This is a genomic window from Microvirga sesbaniae, from assembly GCF_025460805.1.
GTDB lineage: Bacteria > Pseudomonadota > Alphaproteobacteria > Rhizobiales > Beijerinckiaceae > Microvirga > Microvirga sesbaniae.
Genome location: NZ_JAMXFJ010000016.1, coordinates 57,923 through 82,736 on the forward strand (window position 1 = coordinate 57,923; position 24,814 = coordinate 82,736).

General features: G+C 67.7%; 20 protein-coding genes and 1 tRNA gene. 12 read left to right on the forward strand and 9 right to left on the reverse strand.

The features are described 5' to 3' along the window. Positions 1-194: 194 nt before the first annotated feature. The 3 genes from OCW50_RS20510 to OCW50_RS33235 form a co-directional block, all read right to left on the reverse strand. Positions 195-4,610 carry a beta strand repeat-containing protein gene (locus OCW50_RS20510; protein WP_262298760.1) on the reverse strand — a complete coding sequence of 1,472 codons (4,416 nt, stop codon included), beginning with the start codon at positions 4,608-4,610 and terminating at the stop codon, positions 195-197. Between the two features lie 113 nt (positions 4,611-4,723). Further along, a complete protein-coding gene (locus tag OCW50_RS20515; protein ID WP_262298761.1) occupies positions 4,724-5,407 on the reverse strand; it encodes a carbonic anhydrase in 684 nt (227 codons plus the stop codon). A 13-nt stretch (positions 5,408-5,420) separates the two neighbouring features. Next, complete coding sequence (locus OCW50_RS33235; RefSeq protein WP_315974459.1) at positions 5,421-7,115, reverse strand: serine/threonine dehydratase; 1,695 nt, start codon at positions 7,113-7,115, stop codon at positions 5,421-5,423. A 67-nt stretch (positions 7,116-7,182) separates the two neighbouring features. On the opposite strand from OCW50_RS33235, the gene OCW50_RS20530 reads away from it, so the two are divergent. Continuing rightward, positions 7,183-8,067, forward strand: coding sequence for an HpcH/HpaI aldolase/citrate lyase family protein (locus tag OCW50_RS20530; protein WP_262298762.1), 885 nt, complete (start codon positions 7,183-7,185; stop codon positions 8,065-8,067). Positions 8,068-8,311: 244 nt separating this feature from the next. On the opposite strand, the gene OCW50_RS20535 is transcribed toward OCW50_RS20530, so the two are convergent. From OCW50_RS20535 to OCW50_RS20550, 4 genes are read right to left on the reverse strand one after another with little or no spacing between them, the layout of a single operon-like run. Beyond that, positions 8,312-8,533 carry a Trm112 family protein gene (locus tag OCW50_RS20535; RefSeq protein WP_262270275.1) on the reverse strand — a complete coding sequence of 74 codons (222 nt, stop codon included), beginning with the start codon at positions 8,531-8,533 and terminating at the stop codon, positions 8,312-8,314. A 26-nt stretch (positions 8,534-8,559) separates the two neighbouring features. Further along, on the reverse strand, positions 8,560-9,231 hold the full coding sequence (locus OCW50_RS20540) for an LON peptidase substrate-binding domain-containing protein (protein ID WP_262270276.1): 672 nt from the start codon (positions 9,229-9,231) through the stop codon (positions 8,560-8,562). A gap of 29 nt (positions 9,232-9,260) precedes the next feature. After that, the gene (gene trxA / locus OCW50_RS20545) at positions 9,261-10,166 is read right to left on the reverse strand and encodes a thioredoxin (RefSeq protein WP_262298763.1); all 906 of its coding nucleotides are present in this window, start codon (positions 10,164-10,166) and stop codon (positions 9,261-9,263) included. 41 nt (positions 10,167-10,207) lie between these two features. Further along, a complete protein-coding gene (locus OCW50_RS20550; RefSeq protein ID WP_262298764.1) occupies positions 10,208-10,747 on the reverse strand; it encodes a prolyl-tRNA synthetase associated domain-containing protein in 540 nt (179 codons plus the stop codon). 307 nt (positions 10,748-11,054) lie between these two features. On the opposite strand from OCW50_RS20550, the gene OCW50_RS20555 reads away from it, so the two are divergent. Further along, positions 11,055-11,129: transfer RNA gene (locus OCW50_RS20555), tRNA-Gly, on the forward strand. A 156-nt stretch (positions 11,130-11,285) separates the two neighbouring features. Continuing rightward, positions 11,286-13,682 carry a thiamine pyrophosphate-binding protein gene (locus tag OCW50_RS20560; protein WP_262298765.1) on the forward strand — a complete coding sequence of 799 codons (2,397 nt, stop codon included), beginning with the start codon at positions 11,286-11,288 and terminating at the stop codon, positions 13,680-13,682. Between the two features lie 157 nt (positions 13,683-13,839). Here the strand turns inward: OCW50_RS20560 and OCW50_RS20565 are convergent, their stop codons facing one another. Further along, entirely contained in the window at positions 13,840-14,466 is a 627-nt protein-coding gene (locus tag OCW50_RS20565; RefSeq protein WP_262270280.1) for a LysE family translocator, read from the reverse strand. A 176-nt stretch (positions 14,467-14,642) separates the two neighbouring features. Between OCW50_RS20565 and OCW50_RS20570 the strand changes: the two genes are divergently transcribed. Beyond that, positions 14,643-16,424: an ABC transporter ATP-binding protein gene (locus OCW50_RS20570; RefSeq protein ID WP_262298766.1), complete on the forward strand. Its 1,782-nt coding sequence runs from the start codon at positions 14,643-14,645 to the stop codon at positions 16,422-16,424. Positions 16,425-16,464: 40 nt separating this feature from the next. Here the strand turns inward: OCW50_RS20570 and OCW50_RS20575 are convergent, their stop codons facing one another. Beyond that, on the reverse strand, positions 16,465-17,187 hold the full coding sequence (locus OCW50_RS20575) for a fused DSP-PTPase phosphatase/NAD kinase-like protein (RefSeq protein ID WP_262298767.1): 723 nt from the start codon (positions 17,185-17,187) through the stop codon (positions 16,465-16,467). Positions 17,188-17,496: 309 nt separating this feature from the next. Between OCW50_RS20575 and OCW50_RS20580 the strand changes: the two genes are divergently transcribed. From OCW50_RS20580 to OCW50_RS20615, 8 genes are all read left to right on the forward strand, one after another. Further along, complete coding sequence (locus tag OCW50_RS20580; RefSeq protein WP_009490841.1) at positions 17,497-17,778, forward strand: acyl carrier protein; 282 nt, start codon at positions 17,497-17,499, stop codon at positions 17,776-17,778. 122 nt (positions 17,779-17,900) lie between these two features. Continuing rightward, positions 17,901-18,362 carry a 3-hydroxyacyl-ACP dehydratase FabZ family protein gene (locus tag OCW50_RS20585; RefSeq protein ID WP_173949101.1) on the forward strand — a complete coding sequence of 154 codons (462 nt, stop codon included), beginning with the start codon at positions 17,901-17,903 and terminating at the stop codon, positions 18,360-18,362. Continuing rightward, positions 18,362-19,486, forward strand: a complete 1,125-nt coding sequence (locus tag OCW50_RS20590) for a beta-ketoacyl-ACP synthase (protein WP_262270283.1) — start codon at positions 18,362-18,364, stop codon at positions 19,484-19,486. Before OCW50_RS20585 ends, OCW50_RS20590 begins: the two co-directional genes overlap by 1 nt. Before the next feature lie 10 nt (positions 19,487-19,496). Further along, positions 19,497-20,777, forward strand: a complete 1,281-nt coding sequence (locus OCW50_RS20595; protein ID WP_262270284.1) for a beta-ketoacyl-ACP synthase — start codon at positions 19,497-19,499, stop codon at positions 20,775-20,777. A gap of 21 nt (positions 20,778-20,798) precedes the next feature. After that, entirely contained in the window at positions 20,799-21,545 is a 747-nt protein-coding gene (locus OCW50_RS20600) for an SDR family NAD(P)-dependent oxidoreductase (RefSeq protein ID WP_262298768.1), read from the forward strand. A 319-nt stretch (positions 21,546-21,864) separates the two neighbouring features. Further along, positions 21,865-22,887, forward strand: coding sequence for a zinc-binding dehydrogenase (locus tag OCW50_RS20605; RefSeq protein ID WP_262298769.1), 1,023 nt, complete (start codon positions 21,865-21,867; stop codon positions 22,885-22,887). Positions 22,888-23,019: 132 nt separating this feature from the next. Beyond that, positions 23,020-23,976 carry a lipid A biosynthesis lauroyl acyltransferase gene (locus OCW50_RS20610; protein WP_262270287.1) on the forward strand — a complete coding sequence of 319 codons (957 nt, stop codon included), beginning with the start codon at positions 23,020-23,022 and terminating at the stop codon, positions 23,974-23,976. A gap of 67 nt (positions 23,977-24,043) precedes the next feature. After that, positions 24,044-24,799, forward strand: coding sequence for a DUF1223 domain-containing protein (locus OCW50_RS20615; protein ID WP_262298770.1), 756 nt, complete (start codon positions 24,044-24,046; stop codon positions 24,797-24,799). The last annotated feature ends 15 nt before the right edge of the window (positions 24,800-24,814 follow it).

Here is a 24,814-nt window from a genome sequence, read left to right on the forward strand (position 1 = left end):
CGCATATGAAGTCACGGAGCCGCTGTCGGAACGACAGCGGCTCTTTTTACGTCCGCGGTGTCCGGATCCCAAGGCGCCCGGATCTCAGGGCTCATGGATCTCGGGGCTCATGGATCTCGAGGCTCATGGATCTCGGGGCTCATGGATCTCGGGGCTCATGGATCTCGGGGCTCACCTGCGCGGCAGAGCCGCGATCAGATGATGAAGAAGTCGGTGTGGTCGAGCGCGCCGCCCATCTTCTTCGGATTGGGCTCGTAATGGATCGTCGCGATCTCGACGGCGGCCTTGCGGCCGCTGCCGTCCGGGTCGAAAAGGATCTGCGCCTTCTTGGTCCCGATCGTCTTGATGACGATGTAGTCGTTCCCGTCCTTCGCGCTGCCGAGGGCGACATAGGCCTTGCCGATCTTCTGGGCCTTCACGTCGCCGCCCTTCCTGTCCAGGCTCGTGAATGCCTTGGTCCTGAACACGTCGCCGTCGAGCCAGATGGCGTCCTTCTTGTGCTCGAAGCCATAGACGACGTCCTTGTGCCTGTTCGCGTCCGCCCTGTTGTTCTTCAGGTCGGTGTCGAAGAGGAAGACGTCGGAATCCTTGAGGCCCTTGGACGCGCTGCTGCCGTAGAGCTTGTCCTTGCCGGCGCCTCCCGAGAGGGTGTCGTTGCCGCCATCGCCCTTGAGGATGTCGGCGTCCGCGCCGCCGACGAGACGGTCGTTACCGAGGTTGCCCGAAAGTGTGTCCGCGAGCGCACCGCCGTAGAACACGTCATCGGCGGCGGAGCCGGGCGTGGTTTCCGGATTCCAGTCGATGACCCCGATGGTGACGTCCTTGACGAAGGACGATCCGGCCTTGTCCGTCACCCGCACCCTGATCGTGTGGGCGTTCGCCTGCTCGAAATCGAGCCGGAAGCCGTTGTCCACCACGAGGTCGTGGCCGTCGACGATCTTGAAGCGGCCGCCGGCACTGTCCAGGAGCTCGTAGGTGAACGTGTCGCCGGCATCCGGATCGGCCGCGCCCAGGCTGCCTACGAAGTCGCCCGTGGACGACAGTTCGCGGATCGACGTGTTCGTCAGGGTGATGTCGGTCGGGGCATGGTTGACCGATCCGATCGTGAGGTCGACCTGCTGGATCACGGTCAGGGACGCGTCCTTCAGATCGGCGATCTTGACGTAGACCGGAACCGCCGTCGTGCCGGATACGTCGCGCAGCCCGCCCGCACCGACCTTCACATTGCCGCCCGCATCGATCGCGAACTCGCTGCCCGCATAAGCACTGCCATCGGCATTCACGAGCGCATAGGAATAGGTGCGGAAACCCGCCCGCGTGTCCGGGTCGATCACGCCCTGCAGGGTCGCCAGGGTGGTGCCGGGCTGCGTGGTCTTCGTCGCCGCGCTGACCGCATAGGTCGCACCGGTCGGCCGCTCGTTCACGTCGTCGAGGTAGACCTTCACGGTCGTGTTGCCGGAAACCTTGCCGTTCGGACCGCTCTCGCGGGCGCGCACGACCACGTTGAAATATTTCTTCTCGGACTCGAGACCGGGGTTCTCGGTCACGAGACCAAGGCTGGCCGACTCGTAGTTCGCCCCACCCTTGAACGCGATCACGCCGTTGGCGTCGATGCTGAACAGGTCGCCGGGGTTACCCACGATCTCGTATTCGAACGGATCGCCGTCGGCATCCTGGGACTGGACAGTCGCAACTGTCTGGACCGCGCCGCCATTCTCAGAGAGGCTGATCGTCCCGGGCCGCTCGACCGGCTTGCTGGGCGGCGCGTTGCCCTCGCCGGCCGCATTCACCGTGATGTGGAAATCCTTGTAGGCCGAGACGGAACCCGGACCGCCGTTCCTGTCTGTCACCTTGAGGGTGATCGTGTAGGTTTCCGTCTTTGTCACGTCGGTGAGCGCCGCCACCTTCAGCTGGCCGTTCTCGATCTTGAACCGCCCGCCCGCATTGCCGGCGCCGCTCGTCCCGTTGGCGCCTGTGGTGTCGAACGCGTAGACGAGCTCCCCATCATGCTCCGGATCGAAGGCCTGCAAGGACCCGATGAGCGTCCCGTCGGAGGCGTCCTCGCCGATCGCGGCCTTCGTCGTCCCGTCCGTGAAGGACAGGCCCGTCGCGGCCTCGTTCACGTCGGTCACGTAGACCTTCACCGAGGTCGCCCCGGACGACCAGCCGGTGAGCGTCTCGGTGGCCTTGACGGCGAGAAGGTAGAACTTGCGCACCAGCGAGCCGACCGTCTCGGTCTGTAGGTCGGCATCCTCCGTCGATTCGTAGTCGACCGCGCCCACGAGGCTGATCAGGCCGCTCGTCGGATCGATCATGAACTTGCCGCCGGGATTGACGGTCAGCGAATAGACCGCGCGCCCGTCGGCCAGGCCGGGACTCCTCACGCTCGCCACGGGCGTGAACGGTGCCGCGTTCTCGCTGATCGGGGTCACGGATCCCTGCACGGCCGGCGCGACGGGCGCCCGGGTCGGCAGCGTCACCGTACCGTCCTGGAACTGCAGGAATTCGATGTTCCTCAGGGTGTCGGTGCCGTCGCGGGCACCACCCATCGTGTCGCTGACCGTCAGGGTGCCGTCGGGGCTGCGGGTGATGGTGTACTCGGACAGAAGCCCTGAGAACACCGCGATGTCCTGGCCGGCGCCGCCGTCGAGCGCATCATTGCCGCCGCCACCCACGAGGCGGTTGGCGCCGCCATTGCCTATGATGGCGTTGGCGAGATGGTTGCCCGTGCCGTCGCTGTCGCCGGCGCCCGTGAGGACAAGGTTCTCCACGTTGTCGGCAAGCGCGTAGGAGACCGCAGCGCGCACCGTATCGAGGCCCTGGTCCAGCATCTCGTCGACGCGGTCGTTCGCATCGTCCACGAGATAGGTGTCGCTCCCGTCGCCGCCGGCCATCCGGTCCCCGCCCGCACCGCCGTCGAGGAGGTTGCTGCCGGCATTGCCGGTGATCACGTTGGCGAGATCGTTGCCGATGCCGCGGAGGTCGCCGGCGCCCGTGAGGACGAGGTTCTCCACATGGGCGCCGAGCGCGTAGTTCACGGAGGCGCTGACCGTGTCGACGCCCTCGCCGGCCCGCTCCACCACCAGGTCGCCCTCGTGGTCGACGATGTAGACGTCGTCGCCCTCGCGGCCGGCGAGTTGATCCGCGCCCGCTCCGCCGTTGAGCACGTTTCTGCCGGCATTGCCGGTGATCGCGTTCCCCAGGTCGTTGCCCGCGCCGTCGAGGTCGCCGGATCCGGTGAGGACGAGGTTCTCCACGTTTCCGCCGAGCGTATGGGACACGGACGCCAGCACCGTGTCGGAACCTTCGTCGGCCGCCTCGGTCACCAGATCGTTCTGGTGGTCGACGATGTAGACGTCGTCGCCCCGGCCCCCGGCGAGGACGTCCGCGCCCGCGCGCCCATCGAGCACGTTGCTGCCGGCATTGCCGGTGATCCTGTTCGCCAGGTCGTTGCCGGTGCCGGCGAGATCGGCGTCGCCGGTCAGCCAGAGATTGTCGAGGTTTACTCCGAGTGCATAGGAGATCGTGGCGCGTACGAGATCCGTTCCCTCGTTGATCGCCTCGGTCACAGAATCGGTCTCGCTGTCGACCACGTAGGTGTCGTCGCCGGTACCGCCCGCCATCCGGTCGGCGCCTTCGCCGCCATCGAGATAGTCGATTCCGTTGCCGCCGAGCAGACTGTCGGAGCCGCCGTTGCCGAAGAGAGAATCCTTGTCGGCGCCGCCGATGAGGGTCTCGTCACCGATGCCGCCATAGGCGATGTCGTCGCCGACACCCATATTCACGACATCGGTCACCGTTCCGGTGCGCCCGTCGTAGAGGTCGTCGCCTTCATTGAGGAAGATGGCGCCCTGGATCGTGCCTTGGTTGAGGAGGGTGTCCCGCTCGAAGGAGCCGAAAACAGCAGTCTGGGCGGCAATTGTGCCGGTATTGCTCAGGAAGGTTTCGCCCGTGCCGAACGTCACGCCGAAGGCTCCGGCCTGAATGACGCCACTGTTGGTGACGTTGCCGGAGAGCTGAACGTGGATTCCTTTCACGCCGGCGACGATCGTTCCGCTGTTGAACACGCCGTAGGGCGTATTCGGCGCTGCGATCGGAGAGGGAACCAGCGTTGTCGGGGCGTTCAGGAGAATACCAGTATCGGCCGCCTCGATCTGTCCGGTATTGACGATATGGTTGAGATTGCCATCGCCTTGGACGCCGGAACCGCGGATTCCGTAGAAGCCTGACAGGATCCCGTCGTTGAAAATATGATTGTCGGATCCGTCGAGCCAGATGGCAGCGCTGTCGAACAATAGCGGAGAGGCCGAGATCTGACCGTTGTTGACCACCACGTTGGCATCGTCGCCGAGGTAGACGCCATTGATGCTGCCTCGGACGATCCCGGTGAGGCTGACCGTGATGGCACACCCGGCCGCTGCGAAATCGATCCCGTTCAATTGCGAGCGGATCGCGCCGTCGACGACGACCTCCAGGCCCGGCGATCCTCCGGTGACGGCGGAGTTGACGGTCGTGATCGATCCGGTCTGCGTGACCTGAAGCTCCGCGGAGGTGGTCGGGTCGAGCTGGACCTCAGTGGTTCTCGCGGTTGAAACGACTAAAGTAGACATGACGCCCCCTTAACAATGTCGACATGTTATTACATGTCGACCGGGCGTCAATCGCTAACGCTGAACGGTCTCGACGGAAACCGAACCTGAGCCAGTCATGGTCGAAGAGGCGCCTAGGGCGCGTCGACCCGGCGGGCCCTGAACATCGAGACGCGGTGAGGCATGTCCTCGACCACGGACCGGAAATCTCCCGTTTCCGGGTCGCGCACCATCAGCACGCCCGACGCTACGCCAAAAAAGGCGCCGTGGAGCTGCAGCTTGCCGCGCTCCACGAGGATGCGGACGCACGGGAAGGTCATCAGGTTGTTGAGGCTGTTCTCGATCGCCGCCAGTTCGAGACGGGTCAGGTAGTCGGAAAAGTCCACGTCCCCACGCGGGCCGATGCGCTCGCCCGCCGGCTTGATCAGGTTCATCCAGCGGCCGATGAAGTCGCCCGGCGACAGAGGGGCGGTCTCGTCCGCGAAGGCCCGGATGCCGCCGCAGCGGGCATGGCCCAGCACCACGATGTGCTTCACGCGCAGGGCCTGCACGGCGAATTCGAGCGCCGCCGAGGTGCCGTGGTAATCGCCCCCGGTCTCGAAGGGCGGCACCAGGTTCGCCACATTGCGCACCACGAACAACTCGCCCGGGCTCGCGTCGAAGATGACCTCCGGGGAGACGCGGCTGTCGCAGCAGCCGATCACCATCACCTCGGGCGCTTGGCCCTTTTCGGCCAGGGTTTCGAAGCGGTTCTTCTCGCGCGGGAAGCGCTCGTCGAGGAATGCGCGATAGCCTTCGGTCAGACGTTGCGGGAACATGGGCGTCCTTCCATTACGGATGAGTGATTTCGGCAAGCTTGGCGAGCTCGACATTGGCGCCGCAGAGCAGCACGCCGACGCGCTCGCCTGAGCGCGGTTTATAGGCCCCTGAGACCAGCGCCGCCAGTGCCGCCGCGCCGCCGGGCTCGGACGCGACGCGGTAGTCGCGCCAGAGCAGCCGCTGCGCGTCGCGGATCGCCGGATCGGTGACGAGGGCCACGTGGTCGACCGTCTCGCGGCAGATCGCATAGACGAGGTCGCCCGTGTTCTTGGCGCCGAGCGAATCGGCCGCCACCGAATCCACGTCCACGTCGACGGGCCGCCCGGCTGCGAGCGCGGCATGGAGCGCGCGGGAGCCTTCCGGCTCGACGCCCACCACCTTCACCCGGCCGGCCCACCAGCTCGCCACGCCGCTGATCAGGCCGCCTCCGCCCACCGCCACGAGCACGGTGTCGAGACTGGGCCCATCCTGCTCCCATTCGAGAGCCGCCGTGCCCTGGCCGATGATGGTGTCCGTCGCGCCGAAGGGATGGATGCGCAGGGCCCCGCTCTCCTCCACGAAGAGATCGCAGGCCGCCTGCGCATCCGCGTAGCGGGCGCCGCCGATCACCACCTCGGCCCCATGCGAGCGGATGACGGCGATCTTGGCCGGGCTCGAGATCTCCGGCACGAAGATGCGCGCCTTCACGCCGTGCTCCTTCGCCGCATAGGCGACGGCCGCCCCGTGATTGCCGCCGGAGGCCGCCGCCACGCCGGCCGCCGGGACCTCGTTCGACAGCAGGGTATTGAAGGCGCCGCGGGTCTTGAACGAGCCCGCATGCTGCAGGAATTCCAGCTTCAGGCTCACCGGCCCGTCATGGCCGAAGGCGGGTCCCAGGGTCAGGACCGGGGTGCGGCGGATATGGGGGGCGATGCGGGCATGGGCGGCTTCGATGTCGGCGCGGGAGATGGACATGGTTGAACCTTGGGGCTGCCTGCGGAGCGTCCAGATGGCGACCGGCAGGCCATGGGCGTCACGGCCGGGCGGCTCGGGAAAGGATTGTCCTCCACCTCTCGCGAGATCGAGCGCCACCGTCAACCCCGCAAGCGCGTCGAGGAGGTCGTCCTCGGCCGCTCCGCCGGGAGGAAAGGCCTCGACGAGGGATTCGGGAAGGAGGCCTGATCGCCGGAGAAGAGCGCGCCGCAGCGCCATGCCGGGCCCGTAGGGCGTGCCTTTCACCTTCTTCGGCTCCCCGAGCGCCCGGCCCGCATTCAGGGCCCAGAAGGCGAGTTCCGGATGCACCTCGAAGACGCGGGATACCAGATCGGGACGGCCGCGCAGCAGCGCGTCGATCTCGCGGATCTTCGGGAAGATGGCGAAGCCCTGCCGCGAGACCTTGCGCGATGGGGTCGAGGTGGCGGCGGCGATCGCGCAGGCCTCGGCGTAGTCCGTGGCCGCCACGGCGCGCCGCGACGGGATGGCGAAGACGGAGGATTGCCGCTCGCCGAGCAGGGGGCGGATCAACTGCTCCGGCGGGCGGCCCGAGCCTTCGGTCCGCTCCGGCAGGCCGACCGGCATGTCGACGGCGATCACGGCCGGCCGCTCGGGTGCATCCGCGACGGCCGCGAATGTCGGCGCGGTCAGGATGCGATGGACGGTCGGGTCGTCCGTGCGCATTAGCACGGCGATCCAGCCTGCCCGGCAGCCATCGACTCCTGCGACCCACATGCGCGGCGTCTCCTTTGCCGATCCCCTTGCGAGCATTACAACCGATCGGACACCCGAGGACAGAGCCATGATCCCGATTCGCCCGCGCCGCAGCGCTCTCTACATGCCCGGTTCGAATGCCCGCGCGCTCGAGAAGGCGAAGACGCTGGCCGCCGACGTGATGATCTTCGACCTGGAGGATGCGGTGGCGCCCGATCGGAAGGCGCAGGCGCGCGAGCAGGTCTGCGCGGCCGTGCGGGCCGGAGGCTACGGCCGGCGGGAACTCGTGATTCGCGTCAACGCGCTCGACACGCCCTGGGGCGAGGCGGATCTCGCGGCCGCCGTCGCGGCAGCGCCGGACGCGGTGCTCGTGCCCAAGGTCTCGTCGGCCGAGACGCTCGCGGCTGTCGGCCTGCGCCTTCGCAGGCTCGGCGCCGCGGAGCGCACCAGGGTCTGGGCCATGATCGAGACGCCGCTCGCGATCCTTCGGGCCGAGTCGATCGCGAGCGCGGCTCACGACGTCGACACGCGGCTCTCCTGCTTCGTCATGGGCACCAACGATCTCGCCAAGGACACCCGCGCGCGCCTGATGCCGGGGCGCGCCGTGATGCTGCCCTGGCTGATGACCGTGCTCGCCGCCGCGCGGGCGCACGGCCTCGACATCCTCGACGGCGTCTACAACCACCTGTCCGATCCTGAGGGCTTGCGCACGGAATGCGAGCAGGGCCGCGACGGCGGATTCGACGGCAAGACGCTGATCCACCCCGATCAGATCGCGACGGCCAACGAGATCTTTGCCCCGGCGCCGGACGAGATCGGGAAGGCGAAGACCATCGTGGCGGCCTTCGAGCAGCCGGAGAACGCCGGAAAGGGGGCGATCAGCCTCGACGGCCGCATGGTCGAGCGGTTGCATGTTGAGATGGCGAAGCGGACGCTGGCGCTGGCGGACGCGATCGCCGCCCGGTCCGCGTGAATGCCATCCATGGCCGGCCTTGTGCCGGCCATCCCGATCCGAAAAGCGCCGCGTCTCACAGAAGCGAGATCACCGGCACAAGGCCGGTGATGACATCGTGGGACAAGGCAGGCCATCCCGATCGGAAAAGCAGTCAGTCTCAAACAATCGAGATCGCCGGGACGGGCCCGGTGACGGCATGGCGGTTGAGCCCGGTCTCACGTCCAGGTCGACTGACGGCGTGCGGGGGAGGGGCAAGGAACCCTCAATCCGTCAGTTGCCGCGCCTCCTCCGGCAGCATGATCGGGATGCCGTCGCGGATCGGATAGGCCAGCCTGGCGCGGCGGCTGATCAGCTCCTGCCGGGCGGCGTCGTATTCGAGGGTTTCCTTGGTGAGCGGGCAGACGAGAAGCTCCAGGAGCTTGGGATCGATCCGCGTCGCCTCCACGGGCTGGGGGGGCTCGGAAGGAGGGGTGTCGGGAACCATCGTGCTCATTCCTAGGGCGGGCTTGCCTATTGCAGGGTCGAGTCGGATCCGGCGCCGCCGCGGGCGAGCTCGATCTCGGTGAGCGCGATCAGCACCTCGGCCCGGCTCTTCAGATTGGGGGCTTCGAGCAGCGCCTGCTTCTCGCGCACGCCGAAGGGGCTCATCATGCACAAAGCGTTGACCAGGGCCTCGTTGGGAGCCTCCTCGATGCCCCGCCAGTCGACCTTCACATGCACCGCGTTGACGAAGTCGCGCAGGGCCTTGACCACGCCGGCACGATCCACGTCGTTCTCGCCGGCGCGAGCCGTGAAGTCGTCGGTGAAGGGCCCGAACGTCACCCGGCACCGGCGGAACGGGCTGACCGGCGGCAACTCCTCCTCGATGCGGAAGCGCGCGATGCCGATGAGCGTGACGAGGTACCGGCCATCGCCGGTCTCGGCGAGCTGGGTGATGCGGCCGGCGCAGCCGATCCGGTAGAGTTTCGGCACGTTCGCCAGGGGATCATTGTCCGCGTCGGGCTGCACCATGCCGATGATCCGGTCGGTCTTCAGCGCCTCGTCGATCATCGCCAGGTAGCGTGGCTCGAAGATGTTGAGAGGCATCTGACCGCGCGGCAGGAGGAGGGCGCCGGGGAGCGGAAAGACGGGAATGACCGACGGGCAATCCTCCGGCCCTCGGTATACCGCGTTCATTCCCATCCCGATCTCCTAAACCGCGTTGGACAGCGTCAAGAGAACAGGAGCGAGGAGAGCCTCCGCCGCCCTGCCAGCGTCATCGCGTCCATCGGGCCCCAGGCCTCGAAGAACTGGACGAGCTGCTTGCGTGCGCCGTCATCGTTCCAATTGCGGTCGCGGCGGACGATTTCAAGGAGGTGGTCGGCAGCTTCTTCCCGCCGCCCGCGGGCGTTCAGGCCGACGGCCAGATCGAAGCGGGCCTGATGGTCCATGGGATCGGCTTCGATCCGCCGCTGGAGGTCCGCCAGGTCGCCGAGCGAGCCCGCCTGCTCGGCGAGTTCGACCGCCGCCCGCGCGCCGGCGAGAGCCGGATCGTTGGCCTTCGCCGCCGGGGCCATGGCGAGGAAGCGCCGGGCGCCCTCCAGATCGCCGACCTCCACATGCAGCTTCACAAGGGCCGCCAGGGCCGCCACATTCTCTGGGTCCTGCGCGAGAACGGCGGAGTAGAGTTCGGCCGCGCCGCCGATATCGCCTTCGGCGTGAAGGCGATCAGCCTCGGCCAGGAGCTCCTCGGCCGCGCTGGGGCCGAGGGGGCCGGTCAGGCGCTCGATGAAGCTCTTGACCTGGCTTTCCGGCAGGGCCCCCATGAAGCCGTCCACCGGCTGACCGCGCTGGAACGCGAAGACGGCCGGGATCGACTGCACCCCGAGCTGACCGGCGATCTGCGGATGCTCGTCGATGTTCATCTTCACGAGCTTCACCTTGCCGCCGGCCGCGCGCACGGCCTTCTCCAGGATCGGGGTGAGCTGCTTGCAGGGCCCGCACCAGGGAGCCCAGAAATCCACCAGGACGGGCTGCTGCATGGATTCGGCGAGCACGTCCTGGCGGAATGCCGCCGTGGTGGTGTCCTTCACGAGATCGTCGGAGGAGGTTCCGGGAACGGGGGTATCGGACAGCATGCGATCCTCGAAAGGTGAAAGGCGTTGAGAAGGACGAAACCTTACATGGGAGCTTGAGCGTCGTCTGGCAATTCCGCCGGCGGCTCCGGCAGGCGCAGGATGAGCGGATCGTGCCCCGTGGCCCTCAGGAACGCCACCAGATCCTCCCGCGACACCCCGGTGGTCATGGAATTGATCAGGGGATGGAAATTGACCCGCTCGTGCGCCATGAGGTTGGCGTCGAGCACCATCGTGACCCTGCCTTCCGTATCGTTCGCCACGGCGAAGGCGGTCACCGAGCCGGGCTCGACCCCCAGGAGGGCGCGCAGCTGCTCGGCAGACCCGAAGGAGAGGCGCCCGGACGCCCCGAGGACCTCGTGGGTGCGCTTGAGGTCGATGGCGGTGTCGTGCTTGGCGGAAATCAGGAAGTAGCGGCCCTTCTTGTCCTTCACGAACAGGTTCTTGGTATGGGCTCCGGGAATCCGCTGCTTGACAGCTTGCGATTCCGCCACCGTGAAGACCGGCTCGTGCGCGACCGTCTCGGTCCTGATGCCGAGCGAGGACAGGCGCTCCAGGAATTCCTGAGGGGACAGATGGGCCAAGCGTGCAACCTCCATGCGGGCCTGCGTTCTAGCGCATCGGACGGACCCGGAGGGCCGCGTCAGCGACCCGAAGGGCCACGCCAGTGAAAAGTGGACCCGGTTTTCCGCCTTATCCGATGCGCCGGTCAAGAGAGGGAGCCTCGGATGAATCCCAAAAGGGGTGTCCACTTTTCACGTCCGAGGCTCTAGCGACCGGATGAAGCAGGCTCAAGGCCTGCCGCGAAAAGATCGGCAGGCCCCTCTTGCAATGCGGCGCGTTTTGGGGCACATCAACGGCCTCGCAACGATGCCGCGCGCATCGCGGAGCGCGGGTGTAGCTCAGGGGTAGAGCACAACCTTGCCAAGGTTGGGGTCGAGGGTTCGAATCCCTTCGCCCGCTCCAATTTCTCTCAGGTTCGAGAGCATCACGAAGGCCCGCCGCTCGGCGGGCTTTTCGTTTTCGCGGGCTCCTCCCAAATGCCAATCCGGCGCCGGAGGCTTCGGCCTCGCCTCCCTGAAGCTTCGGGCGTATATCTCGGCGAAACCGGGAGACGACACCATGGCCGATGCACGGCACCTGAGCATTCTGAAGGAACTCGAGCGCAAGGTGCTCTGGCTGTCCACCTGGACGATCCACAACGCCAATCACCTGCGCGCCAACGAGGACGGATTGAAGATCGGCGGTCACCAGGCCTCCTCGGCCTCCCTGTCCACGATCCTGACGGCGCTCTACTTCTCGGTGCTCAGGCCCGAGGATCGGGTGGCGGTCAAGCCGCACGCCAGCCCGATCTACCACGCGATCCAGTATCTCTTCGGCCGCCAGACCCGCGAAAAGCTCGAGAATTTCCGCGGCTACAAGGGCGCGCAATCCTATCCGTCCCGCACCAAGGACATCGACGATGTGGATTTCTCCACGGGCTCGGTGGGCCTGGGCGTGGCGCAGACGCTGTTTGCCAGCCTCGTGCAGGATTACGTGAAGGCCCATGGCTGGGCGAAGGACCTCCCCGAAGGCCGCATGATCTCGCTGGTGGGCGACGCGGAGATGGACGAGGGCAACATCTTCGAGGCCCTGCTGGAGGGCTGGAAGCACGGCATCCGCAACACCTGGTGGATCATCGACTACAACCGGCAGAGCCTGGACGCCGTCATCCGCGAAGGGTTGTGGGAGCGCTTCGAGGCGCTGTTCCGCAATTTCGGCTGGGACGTGGTGATCCTCAAGCACGGCTCCCTGATGCAGGAGGCGTTCCGGGAGCCCGGCGGCGAACGCCTGCGGGACTGGATCGATTCCTGCCCCAACCAGCTCTACTCGGCCCTGACCTTCCAGGGCGGGGCCGCCTGGCGCAGGCGTCTTCTCGACGATCTCGGCGACCAGGGGCCGGTCACCCGGCTGATCGAGAAGCGTTCCGACGAGGAACTGGCGCGTCTCATGTCCAATCTCGGCGGCCATGATCTGCCGAGCCTGCTCGACGCTTTCGAGAAGGCCCGCCAGCACGACCGGCCGGTCTGCTTCCTGGCCTATACGATCAAGGGATTCGGCCTGCCGCTCGCCGGCCACAAGGACAACCATTCCGGCATGCTGACGCCGACCCAGATGGAGGCCTGGAAGGCCACCCAGGGCGTGCGGGCCGGGCACGAATGGGACAAGTTCGAAGGCCTCGGGATCTCCGGGGGAGAGATCGAACGCTTCCTGAGCGAGGTCCCGTTCATCCAGAAGGGCACCCGGCGCTACACGGCCCCGCAGGTGCCGGTGCCGGAGAAGCTCGCCTTCCCGGCCAATCCCGCCATGTCGACCCAGCAGGGTTTCGGGCTCATCCTCAACGAACTCGCGCGGTCCGATCATGCGCTGGCCTCCCGCGTGGTCACCACGGCGCCGGACGTGACGGTCTCGACCAATCTCGGCGCCTGGGTCAACCGGCGCGGCCTGTTCGCCCGGGAGAGCCTCGTCGACACCTTCAAGAAGGAGCGGATTCCCTCGACCTACAATTGGGAGTTCTCGCCCAAGGGCCAGCATATCGAGCTCGGCATCGCCGAGATGAACCTCTTCATCGTGCTCTCGGCCCTGGGACTCTCGCATTCCCTGTTCGGCGAGAGGATCCTGCCCATCGGCACCCTCTACGACCCGTTCATCTACCGCGGCGCCGACGCCCTGAACTACGCCTGCTACCAGGATGCCCGCTTCCTGCTCGTCGCCACCCCGTCCGGCGTGACGCTGGCGCCCGAGGGCGGCGCACACCAGTCGATCGGCACGCCGCTCGTCGGGCTGGCGCAGGATGGGCTCGCCTCCTTCGAGCCGGCCTTCGTCGACGAGCTCGCCGTGATCATGCGCTTTGCTTTCGACTACATGCAGCGCGACGGGGAGGGCGAGGCGGACGAGAGGACCTGGCTGCGCGACGAGACCGGCGGCTCGGTCTACCTGCGCCTGTCGACCCGCAGCCTGGAGCAGCCCCAGCGCGAGATGACCTCGGAGCTCGCCTCCGACATCATGGCCGGCGCCTATTGGCTCCGGAAGCCCGGCCCGAACGCCCAGGTGATCGTCGCCTATACGGGGGCCGTCGCCCCGGAGGCCATCGAGGCCGTCGGCCTCATGGCCGAGGACCGGCGCGATATCGGCCTGCTCGCCATCACGTCCGCCGACCGGCTCAATGCCGGCTGGACGGCGGCCCAGCGCGCCCGCGAGCGCGGCCTCGTCCACGCCCGGTCCCATGTGGAGCGCCTGCTCGCCGACGTGCCGCCCCATTGCGGCCTGGTGACGGTGATCGACGGCCATCCGGCCACGTTGGCCTGGATGGGGTCCGTCATGGGCCACCGCACCCGCTCGCTCGGCGTCGAGCATTTCGGCCAGACCGGCACGATCAGGGACCTCTACCGGCATTTCAGCATCGACGCGCAGGGGATCATCTCGGCCGCCGAGATGATCGCGCCCGGTCGGCCGATGCGCTACCTGAAGGCCGTGTGACCCGGCTCGCACGACCTTTCCTCGTCATGGCCGGCCTTGTGCCGGCCATCCCGATCCGGTGAAGCGCCGCGCCTCTCGGAAGCGGGATCACCGGGACGAGCCCGGTGATGACGTGGCGAGGGTCACGAGCGTGGCCCGCTTTCGTCCGCAGGATGCGCTAAGCCTGCCCCGCCCTCAGGGCCACCGTCGCGATGCCGGCCCCGATCAGGAGGCTGCCGCCGGTCCGGTTGATCACCCGCATGGTCCGCGGGCTCTGCACGACCCGGCGGGCTCGCGACGCGATGAGCGCGTAGGTGAGGACATTCGCGAAGGCGAGGATCAGGAAGGTCGCCGCGAAGACGCTCACCTGCGGCAGGAGGGCGAGCCTCGGGTCGATGAACTGCGGCAGGAAGGCGATGAAGAAGGTCAGTCCCTTGGGATTGAGCGCCGTCACGATCCAGGCATGGCCCAGCATCCTGAGCGCGGAGGTCGCATCCGTGCGCGGCCTCGCGTCGAGGGCTCCCCCGGCCCGCCAGAGCTTGATCCCGAGCCAGACCAGATAGGCGGCCCCCAGCCACTTGAGAACCGTGAACAGCGTCGCCGAGGCGGCGAGCAGGGCGCCGAGGCCGAGGAGCGACAGGGTCATGGCGGTGAAATCGCCCAGGGCGACGCCGATCGCCATGGGCAGGGCGGTCCGCCAGCCCTGCCCGAGGGCATAGGACACGACCAGCAGGATGGTCGGGCCCGGGATGACGAGCAGCACGGCCGACGCGGCCGCGAAGGCGAGCCAGGTCTCGAAGGTCATGGCGTTTTCTCTGCGACGGGACGACCATGCAGCCATGAATTCGCCCCGGTGTCGAGAGGGGGGCCGGAAGCGGCAAAGCGGCGCTCCCGGAGCTCCTGTCCCGCTCAGGATTTGCGGCCGAGGGGCTTGGCATGCTAACCGCGTGCTCTTCCGTGACGAGAACCCTAAGACAGAGCATGGCCCGCAAAAGCCTCCTCCAAGGCGATACCCTTCCCTTGATCCGCCGCCTGTGGCGGGACTGGATGCGTCCGCATCGGAAAACGCTGGCCCTGGTGCTTCTGCTCGTGGCCCTGGTCTCGGGCGCCACCGGGCTCTACCCGGTGCTGATCAAGGCGGCCTTCGACGCCTTCGACGCCAAGGACGCGCAGGCCATCATGCTGGCGCCGCTCTTCGTGATCGCCGTCACGTCCGTGAAGGGCTTCTCGCTCCTCGCCCTGACGATCCTCACCAACAAGGTGGTGACCCGGATCGAGGCCGACATGCAGACCGCGCTCTACGGCCACCTGATCGAGGCCGATCTCGCCCAGATCGGGCGGGAGAGCCCGGCCGCCCTGACCCAGCGCTTCACCACTGACTTCGCGTTCATCCGGGAGGCGCTCACCCGCCTGTCCACGGTGTTCCTGCGCGAGGTCACGACGATCATCGCGCTCGTGGCGGCGATGCTCTGGATCGACCCGGTCCTGACCCTGGTGGCGGCCGTGATCTCGCCCGTCTTCGCCTATCCGGTGAACCAGATCGGCCGCAAGCTGCGCCGGGTCGCCATCTCGACCCAGGAGCAGACGGGCCTGATGGCGAGCCTCATCACCGAAAGCCTGGCCGGAACCCGCATCGCCAAGACCTACGGGCTCGAGCGCTACCTCAGGACCAAGGCGGCCAGGACCTTCGACGACGTGCGCGATCTCAAGATGAAGGCCGCGAACGCCCGCGGCCGGATGGACCCCATCCTCGAGACCGGCGGCGGTCTCGCCGTGGCGATCGTGCTCATGCTGATCGGCCACCGGATCCTGTCCGGCAACAGCACGGTCGGGGACTTCACCGGCTTCGTCAGCGCCCTCGTCATGGCGGCGCAGCCGATCCGGGCGCTCGGCAACCTCAACGCCATCGTCCAGGAGGCGGCGTCGGCTCTCCACCGGACCTTCACGGTGATGGACGAGGCGCCCCGGATCCAGGACAAGCCCGGAGCAAAGCCGCTCGCCCTCGTCGGCGGCGAGATCGCGTTCTCGAACCTCACCTTCTCCTACGACGGCGAGACCGTGGCCCTGGACCGCGTCAACCTGGTGGCCGAGGCCGGCCGGACCACGGCCCTGGTCGGCCGCTCCGGCTCGGGCAAATCGACCCTCCTGTCCCTCGTCCCGCGCCTCTACGACGTGAATCAGGGCGCCGTGCTGATCGACGGGCAGGACGTGCGGGACGTGACCCTGGCGAGCCTGCGCCACGCCATTGCTGTGGTCAGCCAGGACGTGATCCTCTTCGACGACACCATCCGGGCCAACATCGCCTTCGGGCGCCCGGACGCGTCGGAGGAGGACATCGTCGCGGCCGCGAAGGCGGCGGCGGCCCACGACTTCATCCTGAAGCAGCCGGACGGCTACGACACCCTGGTCGGCCCCGGCGGCGGACGCCTGTCGGGCGGCGAGCGCCAGCGCATCTCGCTCGCCCGCGCGTTCCTGAAGGACGCCCCGATCCTGCTCCTCGACGAGGCGACCAGCGCCCTCGACTCGGAATCGGAGCGCCTCGTGCAGGATGCCATCCGGCGTCTCATGAAGGGCCGCACTACCCTGGTCATCGCCCACCGGCTGTCGACCGTGCGCAACGCGGATCAGATCGTCGTGATGGAAAACGGGCGCATCGCCGAGACCGGGTCGCACGAGGCCCTGATGGCCACGAGAGGGGTTTATGCCCGGCTCCATCGCCTACAGCTCTCCGACGACGAGCACAGCTTGGCGGCGCTGCCCTGACGATCGCCCGGGCTCCGGGGCGGGACGCTGGGCTCGGGGCCTATTCCCGCCGCATGATCCGGTCGACGAGAAGGCTCGACCAGAAGCTCGGGCGGAAGCTCCGCTCCAGGGCTTCGGCATCGTACTGAGTCTCGATCCAGGTCAGGAAGGGAATGCCCCGGGCCTCGCCCTCGCGGCGGTAGAGATCGAAGAACTCGTCGAGGATGCCCGTCTTCGAGAAGCGGAAATGGCCGTATCGCATGGCGAGCTGGCGCTGGGCCTCGTCGATCGACCGGCCCTCGAAGACCACGAGATAGAGGGCGGCCACGAAGCCCGCCCGGTCCGCGCCCGACTTGCAGTGCAGGACGGCCGGGTACTCGATCTTGTCGAAGAAGTCCTTCGCCGACAGCAGGGTTTCCCGGTCGGGCGCCCCGCGGGAGCGGACGACGAACTCCTCCAGATGGATGCCGAGGCGCTCGCACGCCTCCTTCTGCAACTGCCAGGAGCCATGCTCGCGCCCGCCGCGCAGGTTGACGATGGTGCGGACGCCCTCGGCCTTCAGGGCGGCGATCTGGTGGGGCGCCGGCTGGGCCGAGCGCCACAGGCGGTCGGTGACCTGGTGCTTGTTCAGGTAGAAGAGGCGAAAGACCCCATGGTCGGCGACCAGCATATGCGCCCAGGCGCGCAAACGCCCGGACAGCCCCTCGACGGGCCTGTCCCAGCGCGCGATGCGGGCCATGCGGCGGGCATAGCGGATTTCAGGCTTGAGGAACCTGTTGAACACGTCGATCCAAGCAATTTGTCGTCAATGTAAGATCATTCGGTTTGCGGCCGAAGGCGGCCCTTATCGACGATAGGGGCCGATTAATCAATCGCCTGTCCCTTAGGTAGTTGCCGCAGGCCGAATTCCCAACGTTCGGCCGGATGGAATTCGGCGGGACGCAACCAATCGGTTGCCGGTCTGCCGCCTCTCGTGTAAGGGGTGCGTTTCGAAACAACCCTCCTTGACGAAACGAGCGGCTGGACACCGGGCCTCGAGAGCTTGCCGGCGCTGGATCGTTGAGACCCACAAGCAGTTCAGGAGAGCGGCGTCATGTCGTCCACCTTCGAGACCGTCGCCGGCATCATTTCAGAGACCGCCGATATCCCGCGCGAGCAGATCACCCCGGAGAGCCATGCCATCGAGGATCTCGGCATCGACTCGCTCGCCTTCCTCGATATCGCGTTCGCGATCGACAAGGCTTTCGGGATCAAGCTGCCGCTGGAGCAGTGGACGCAGGAAGTGAACGAGGGCAAGGCGCCCGCCGAGGAATACTTCGTCCTGAAGAACCTCGTGGCGCGCATCGACGCCCTCGTGGCCGCCAAGCAGGCCTGACGAACAAACCATCCCGGCGGGCCGGCCGACGAGGCCGGTCCGAAGAGGCGATCCATCAGCGCTCCGCCTCATGGATTCTCTTCCCATTGAACCTGCCGGGAGCAAGAGGGTAAGAGACCCGGATGCGCCTCGAATATTTTGAAATGATCGACCGGGTGACGAGCCTCGACCGCGAGACCAGGCGGATCGAGGTCTCCTCGACGGTTCCCCAGGAAAGCCCGGTGTTCGAAGGGCATTTCCCCGGCCACCCCCTCGTGCCCGGCGTCCTTCTGACCGAAACCATGGCCCAGGCTTCCGGCTATCTCGTGCTCGGCCTCATGGGCTTCACCCACATGCCGTTCCTGATGGGCGTCGACAAGGCGCGCTTCCGCACCTTCGTCGGACCGGGTACGGTGCTCACCGTCACGGCGACGCTGGAGCATGAAGGCTCGGGCTATGCGGTGACCAAGGCCAAGATCGCCGCCGAGGGCAAGCCGATCTGCGACGCGGAGCTGCGCTTCCGGATCATGCCCTTCCCTGAAGGCATGGACGGCCTGATGCGGGCGCAAGCCAAGCGCATCGGCCTCCTGGAGGAGACGGTTTGATGCGGGATGTCGTCATTACGGGGATCGGCCTCGTCTCCAGCGCCGGGGAAGGCCTGGAGGCGCATCTGACCGCGCTTGCGCGCGGCGGCGCCCCCAACACCGATGCGGCCACGTTCGAACCTTTCCCGGTCCATCCCGTCGGGGCTCTCGAATGGGACCGCCAGATCCCCAAGAAGTCCGATCAGCGCCAGATGGAAGCCTGGCAGAAGCTCGGCTGCTATGCCGCGGGCCTTGCCCTGGACGCCGCAGGGGCCAAGGAGGATGCGGCCCTGAAGGCTCGCATGCAGCTCATCGTCTCGGCCGGAGGGGGCGAGCGGGACTATGCGGTCGACGGGCAGGTGCTCACCGGACTCGCCAAGGCCGACAACCCGGGCGTTTTCCTCAACGAGCGCCTCATGGGCGATCTGCGCCCGACCCTGTTCCTGGCGCAGCTCTCGAACCTGCTGGCGGGCAACATCTCCATCGTGCACGGCGTCACCGGCGCCTCCCGGACCTTCATGGGCGAGGAATCGAGCGGCGTCGATGCCCTGCGCATCGCCCGCGAGCGCATCGCCTCGGGCCAGGACGACATCTTCCTCGTGGGCGGTGCCTACAATGCGGAGCGGCCGGACGTGCTCCTCATCTACGAGATGGGGGGCTTCCTCTGGAAGAAGCCCTACCGTCCGGTCTGGGAGCGCCCGGCCGACGGCGGCGGCATGATCCTCGGATCCGGGGCCTGTTTCCTGGTGCTGGAATCCCGCGAGCATGCCGCGTCCCGCGGGGCGAAGCCGGTCGCCGCCCTGGCGGGCGTCGCCTCGGACCGCTCCCGCCGCAAGGCAGGCAGCGTGGAAGCCTCGCTCCACGCCCTGTCGCGGCAGCTGAACGCCCGACCGGACCTGGTGATCTCCGGCGCCACCGGCATCAAGGGCATCACGGAGGACGAGCAGGCGGCGTTGAAGGACGTCGCACCCGGAGCGGCGGTTCACGCCACCGGGGATCTCGTGGGCCATACGATGGAGGCCCAGCCGGCCACCGGCGTGGCGCTGGCCGCAGGGCTGATCGCCGAGGGACGCGCCGGCGAGGCGCTCGTGACCTCCATCGGCCACTGGCGCGGCGAAGGCGCCATCCGGCTCACCAAGGCTTGAGGAGAAGGCAATGGCGCTTCGCGACACACAGGGCCGTCCGCTCGTCGCCGTCACCGGCATCGGCACGGTCACGTCCCTTGGGCAGGGCAAGGACGACACCTGGGCGGCTCTCACGGCCGGCCGGTCCGGCATCCACCGGATCAACCGCTTCCCGACCGAGGGCTTGCGCACCACGATCGCCGGCACCATCGACTCGGTCGACGTGGAGCCCTTCTGCGCCCCCATGCTGTCCGAGCGACTCGCCATGCTGGCCGCCGAGGAGGCGGTCGGGCAGTCGGGGCTGGCCCAGGAGGACTTTCCGGGCGCGCTCTTCATCGCCGTGCCTCCGGTCGAGATGGAATGGCCGCAGCGCGAGGCGCTGGCCAAGGCCTCGGGGCAGGACGGGGACGTCACCTACAAGGATCTCCTCAAGGCAGCCGGGACCGGCCGTTTCAGGCCGTGGCACGACCTCTTCATCTTCGGCACCGTGGCCGACCGGGTGGCCGACCGTTTCGGCACCAGGGGCTCGCCGATTTCCCTGTCGACCGCCTGCTCGTCCGGCGCCACGGCGATCCAGCTCGGCGTCGAGGCGATCCGCCGCGGCGAGACCGAGGCGGCGCTCTGCATCGGGACCGACGGGTCCGTGAACCCGGAATCGCTCATCCGCTTCTCGCTGCTCTCGGCGCTCTCGACCCAGAACGAGAACCCGGAAGGAGCGTCGAAGCCCTTCTCCAAGAACCGCGACGGCTTCGTCATGGGCGAGGGCGGCGCGGCCCTGGTGCTCGAGAATGCCGACAGCGCGAGGGCCCGCGGCGCCACGATCCTGGGCTACGTGCTCGGCTGCGGCGAGAAGGGCGACGGCTTCCACCGCACCCGCTCGTCCCCGGACGGCATGCCGGCCATCACGGCGATCCGCCAGGCTCTCGAGGATGCGGGCGTCGTCCCTGAGGACATCGATTACATCAACGCCCATGGCACCTCGACGCCGGAGAACGACAAGATGGAGGCCATGAGCTGCACCGCCGTGTTCGGCGAGCGCATGGCCGGCCTGCCGATCTCCTCGAACAAGTCGATGATCGGCCACACGCTCACGGCGGCCGGCGCCGTCGAGGCCGTGATGTCGCTCATGACCATCGCGACGGGCCGCATCCCGCCGACCATCAACTACCAGGTGCCGGATCCGGCGATCCCCCTCGACGTGGTGCCGAACGTCGCCCGGGACGCCAGGGTGAATTACGTGCTCTCGAACTCCTTCGGCTTCGGCGGCCAGAACACCTGCCTGGTCTTCGGGGCCGAGCCCAAAGGAGCCTGACGCCATGAGGAGCGTGAGACCATGACCCGGGTTCTGGTGACGGGTGGGGCCAAGGGCGTCGGCGCCGCCATCGTGCGGGCGCTGGTCGCGGCCGGCCACGATGTCGACTTCACCTACCGGTCCTCCGGCGATGCCGCGCGGGCGCTGGCCGACGAGCTGATGCGGGCGAGCCCCGGCCGCACCATCCGGGCCCATGAGGTCGACCTCGCCGACAAGGCGGCCCTGGAGGCCTTCTGCGAGGCCGTCGAGGGCGAGGGCTTCTTCGGGCTCATCCACAATGCCGGCCAGCCCTACGACGCCCTCGCGGCCATGATGCAGCAGGACAGGGCCGAAGCGGCCATGCAGGTGAACTTCTGGTCGCTCACCCGCATCGCGAAAGCGCTCATGCGCGGCATGATCCGGGCCAAGGCCGGCCGCATCGTGGCCATCGGGTCGGTGGCGGCGCTCCAGGGCAATCCCGGCAATGCCGCCTATGCGGCGTCCAAGGGGGCTCTGATCTCCTATTGCCGCACCCTTTCGATCGAGACCGCCAAGCGCGGCGTCACGGTCAACGTGATCGCGCCGGGCTTCATCGACACGGACATGATGGCCCCCTATGCGGCCTATCGCGACAGCATGGAGAAGCAGATCCCGGCCGGGCGCTTCGCCAGGCCGGAGGAGATCGCAGGCCTCGCGGCCTTCCTCCTGTCAGAGCCCGCCGCCTACATCACCGGGGCGGTCCTGCCCATCGACGGCGGACTGACCTCGATGCTGGGCGTGCACCGGTAGGTTCCCCTGCCGCCCTCCGGACCCATGCTTCGTCGGAGCATGCCATCTCCACGTCGTCACCGGGCTCGTCCCGGTGGTCCCGATAAAGTTGGAGCGCCGAGCCTCACCGCATCGGGATGGCCGGCACAAGGCCGGCCATGACATGGGAGCGCGCCGGCAAGGCCGCGGCTGACGGGAGAGGGCGTTCGGCTCCCGCGCCCTTCCGGAACGACACAAAACTTGTCATCGGGGCCTCGGCCCTTTAAGCCGCCGGGAACGATTGTCTCCGTGATCGCCGCGCTTTGAGCTGCAGGCAGACACACGACCAGGATTGGCTTTCATGCGCTCCCTTCAGCTCTTCGGCGACCGTGATCTCCGCATCACCGAGATCGAGCCCCCGCCGCCGCCGGCCGCCGGCGAGGTGCAGGTGCGGGTCAAGGCGCTGGCCCTCAACTATCTCGACGTCTGGGGCTTTCGCGGCATGGCCTTCGCCAAGCGCAAGATGCCGCAGGCCGTCGGCGTGGAGGCTTCGGGCGAGATCGCGGCCGTCGGCGAGGGCGTCACCCGGTTCAAGGCCGGCGATCCGGTCACCATGTACGGGGCCGAGACCTGCGGCCATTGCAAGGCCTGCCGGACCGGTTGGGACAATCTGTGCGAGAACGTCGCCGGCATCATGGGCTTCCATATCGACGGCTTCGCCCGCGAGCTGATCAACCGGCCCGAGCGTCTGGTGATCCCGGTCCCACAGGGCGTCTCCTTCGAGCAGGCGGCCTGCGCGCCCATCGGGTTCGGCACCGTGCAGCACATGCTGTTCGACAACGCCAAGCTCGAGCCCGGCGAGTCGATCCTCGTCCATGCGGGCGGCTCCGGGATCGGCACGGCGGCGATCAAGATGGCCAAGGCCATCGGCTGCACGGTCTACACGACGGTGGGGGACGACGAGAAGGGCGAGAAGGCGAAGGCGCTCGGGGCCGATCACGTGATCAACTACCGCACCGAGCGCTTCGAGGGCGAGGTGCGCCGGCTGACCAAGCGCCGGGGCGTCGACGTGGTGTTCGAGCATGTGGGGGCCGAGACGTGGAACGGCTCGCTCCTGTGCCTCAGGCGTGGCGGGCGCCTCGTGACCTGCGGATCGACCTCGGGCGTCTCCACCACCATGAACCTGATGCAGCTCTTCCAGCAGCAGTACCGGATCTTCGGCTCCTTCGGCTGCCGGATCGAGAACATCGCGCAGTCGCTGGACAAGATGGCCGGGGGCATGAATCCGGTCATCGACGCGGTCTTCCCGCTCGACGAGTTCCAGAAGGGGCTGGAGCGGCTCGAGGGCCGGCGGGTGTTCGGCAAGGTCATCGTGACGTTCTGACCGAGGGAACGGCGGCAGCAATTCGTCGCGACCGCGCATCTTGACGAACCGGGTCGCCTTCGAAAAAGACGCGGGGCCTTTTCATTTTCAGCGCCGGCCCGAGCCGGCTCACCGTTCCAGGATCACACCCACGTGCAGCAGCCCCACCGGTCCCGCAATCTCGTCTCGCGCCTTGTCGGGACCGTCATGGTGGGCGTCGTCCGCGGCGTCTTCGCCTTTGCGCGCGCCCTGGGCCCCGAGCGCTCCGGCGCCGTGGGGGCGGCGATCACCCGCACCTTCGGACCCCTCCTGCGGGCCCACAGGACAGCGCTGGCCAACATCCGGGCCGCCTACCCGGAGAAGTCCGAGGCCGACGTGAAGGCGCTGGCGCTCGCGGCCTGGGACAATCTCGGCCGCACGGGCGGCGAGTATCCCCATCTCGGGCGTCTGTTCGACTTCGATCCCGACAGCACCGTGCCCGGCCGCACGGAGGTCGACGGCATCGATCATTTCCTGAGCCTCAGGGACGATGGCCGGCCCGGCATCATCTTCTCCGCCCACCTGGCCAACTGGGAGCTGCCGGCGATCTGTGCGGCGCGCTTCGGGCTCGACACCACGGCGGTGTTCCGCGCGCCCAACGATCCGGCCGTCGCCCGCGTCCTGCACGAGATCCGCAGCGAGACCATGGGCAACCTGGAAGCAGCCCGCCAGGGGGCGGCCTTCGCCATGCAGGGGGCGCTGGAGAAGGGCGGCCATCTCGGCATGCTCATCGATCAGCATTTCACCCGCGGGGTGATCGTCGATTTCATGGGTCGCCCGGCTCTGGTGAACCCGATCCTGGGCAAATTCGCCCGCCGGTTCGACTGTCCGGTCCACGGGGTGCGGGTGATCCGCCTGCCCGGCCACCGCTTCCGCCTGCAGCTCACCCCGCCGCTCGACCTGCCGCGCGACCCGGACGGGCAGATCAACGTGCAGGGCGCCATGCAGGCGATGACCTCCGTGGTGGAGGAATGGGTGAGGGAACACCCGGAGCAATGGCTGTGGATGCACCGCCGCTGGCGGGTGCCTGCCCGGGCGTCGGACCCGAACGTGGGGTCCACTTCCCATTGACGGGGCTCCCGGTCCGCACGATGTGCCCGCGTTCAAGGTAACGTGAGTTTCCCTCGAGGCTGATTTCGTGTTCGATAGCGGCACCATGGCGTCCCGTTTGACACTGACCCTGGCGGCCCTCGGTCTCGCCGCTCTCCTTCAGCCTGCTCTGGCGGACCCGCCGCGCGCGGTCGTCGAGCTGTTCACCAGCCAGGGATGCTCGTCCTGCCCGCCGGCCGACGAGCTCCTCGTGGAGTATTCCCGCCAGCCGGACATCATCGCGCTCTCCCTGCCCGTGAATTACTGGGATTATCTCGGCTGGAAGGACACCCTCGCCCATGTGTCCTTCACCGAGCGCCAGAAGGCCTATGCCCATTCCCGCAAGGACCGGCAGGTCTTCACCCCGCAGATGATCGTCAACGGCAAGAAGTCCTGCATCGGCTCCGACCGGGACCAAGTCGAACAGGCCATCCAGGCCACCTCGAAAGGCCGCAAGACCCTGCCGGTGAACGTGACCGTCGACGAGCAGAACGGTCAGGTGACGATCATCGTCGAGGAGACCCCGGACACCACCCAGCGGGCTGCCGAACTCTGGGTGCTGCCGGTCCTGAAGGCCAAGACGGTGCCGATCGAGCGCGGCGAGAACCGGGGCAAGACGATCACCTATGCCAATGTGGTGCGCGGCCTGACCCGGGTCGGCGAGTGGGTCGGCGGCTCGGCGCGGTTCGAGGTGCCGCTCGAGACCGCCCGCAGCGGCGGCGATGCCTATGTGGTGCTGCTGCAGAGCACCGATGCCGCCCGGCCCGGAATCATCCTCGGGGCGGCCCGGGGTCCAGACTTCTGATGGCCGGGGGTCTGA

Excerpts from the sequence above, each read along its gene's own strand:
- OCW50_RS20510 (WP_262298760.1), bottom strand. The coding sequence starts at position 4,610 with ATGTCTACTTTAGTCGTTTCAACCGCGAGAACCACTGAGGTCCAGCTC.
- OCW50_RS20515 (WP_262298761.1), bottom strand. The coding sequence starts at position 5,407 with ATGTTCCCGCAACGTCTGACCGAAGGCTATCGCGCATTCCTCGACGAG.
- OCW50_RS33235 (WP_315974459.1), bottom strand. The coding sequence starts at position 7,115 with ATGTGGGTCGCAGGAGTCGATGGCTGCCGGGCAGGCTGGATCGCCGTG.
- OCW50_RS20530 (WP_262298762.1), top strand. The coding sequence starts at position 7,183 with ATGATCCCGATTCGCCCGCGCCGCAGCGCTCTCTACATGCCCGGTTCG.
- OCW50_RS20535 (WP_262270275.1), bottom strand. The coding sequence starts at position 8,533 with ATGGTTCCCGACACCCCTCCTTCCGAGCCCCCCCAGCCCGTGGAGGCG.
- OCW50_RS20540 (WP_262270276.1), bottom strand. The coding sequence starts at position 9,231 with ATGGGAATGAACGCGGTATACCGAGGGCCGGAGGATTGCCCGTCGGTC.
- trxA (WP_262298763.1), bottom strand. The coding sequence starts at position 10,166 with ATGCTGTCCGATACCCCCGTTCCCGGAACCTCCTCCGACGATCTCGTG.
- OCW50_RS20560 (WP_262298765.1), top strand. The coding sequence starts at position 11,286 with ATGGCCGATGCACGGCACCTGAGCATTCTGAAGGAACTCGAGCGCAAG.
- OCW50_RS20565 (WP_262270280.1), bottom strand. The coding sequence starts at position 14,466 with ATGACCTTCGAGACCTGGCTCGCCTTCGCGGCCGCGTCGGCCGTGCTG.
- OCW50_RS20570 (WP_262298766.1), top strand. The coding sequence starts at position 14,643 with ATGGCCCGCAAAAGCCTCCTCCAAGGCGATACCCTTCCCTTGATCCGC.
- OCW50_RS20580 (WP_009490841.1), top strand. The coding sequence starts at position 17,497 with ATGTCGTCCACCTTCGAGACCGTCGCCGGCATCATTTCAGAGACCGCC.
- OCW50_RS20585 (WP_173949101.1), top strand. The coding sequence starts at position 17,901 with ATGCGCCTCGAATATTTTGAAATGATCGACCGGGTGACGAGCCTCGAC.
- OCW50_RS20590 (WP_262270283.1), top strand. The coding sequence starts at position 18,362 with ATGCGGGATGTCGTCATTACGGGGATCGGCCTCGTCTCCAGCGCCGGG.
- OCW50_RS20595 (WP_262270284.1), top strand. The coding sequence starts at position 19,497 with ATGGCGCTTCGCGACACACAGGGCCGTCCGCTCGTCGCCGTCACCGGC.
- OCW50_RS20600 (WP_262298768.1), top strand. The coding sequence starts at position 20,799 with ATGACCCGGGTTCTGGTGACGGGTGGGGCCAAGGGCGTCGGCGCCGCC.
- OCW50_RS20605 (WP_262298769.1), top strand. The coding sequence starts at position 21,865 with ATGCGCTCCCTTCAGCTCTTCGGCGACCGTGATCTCCGCATCACCGAG.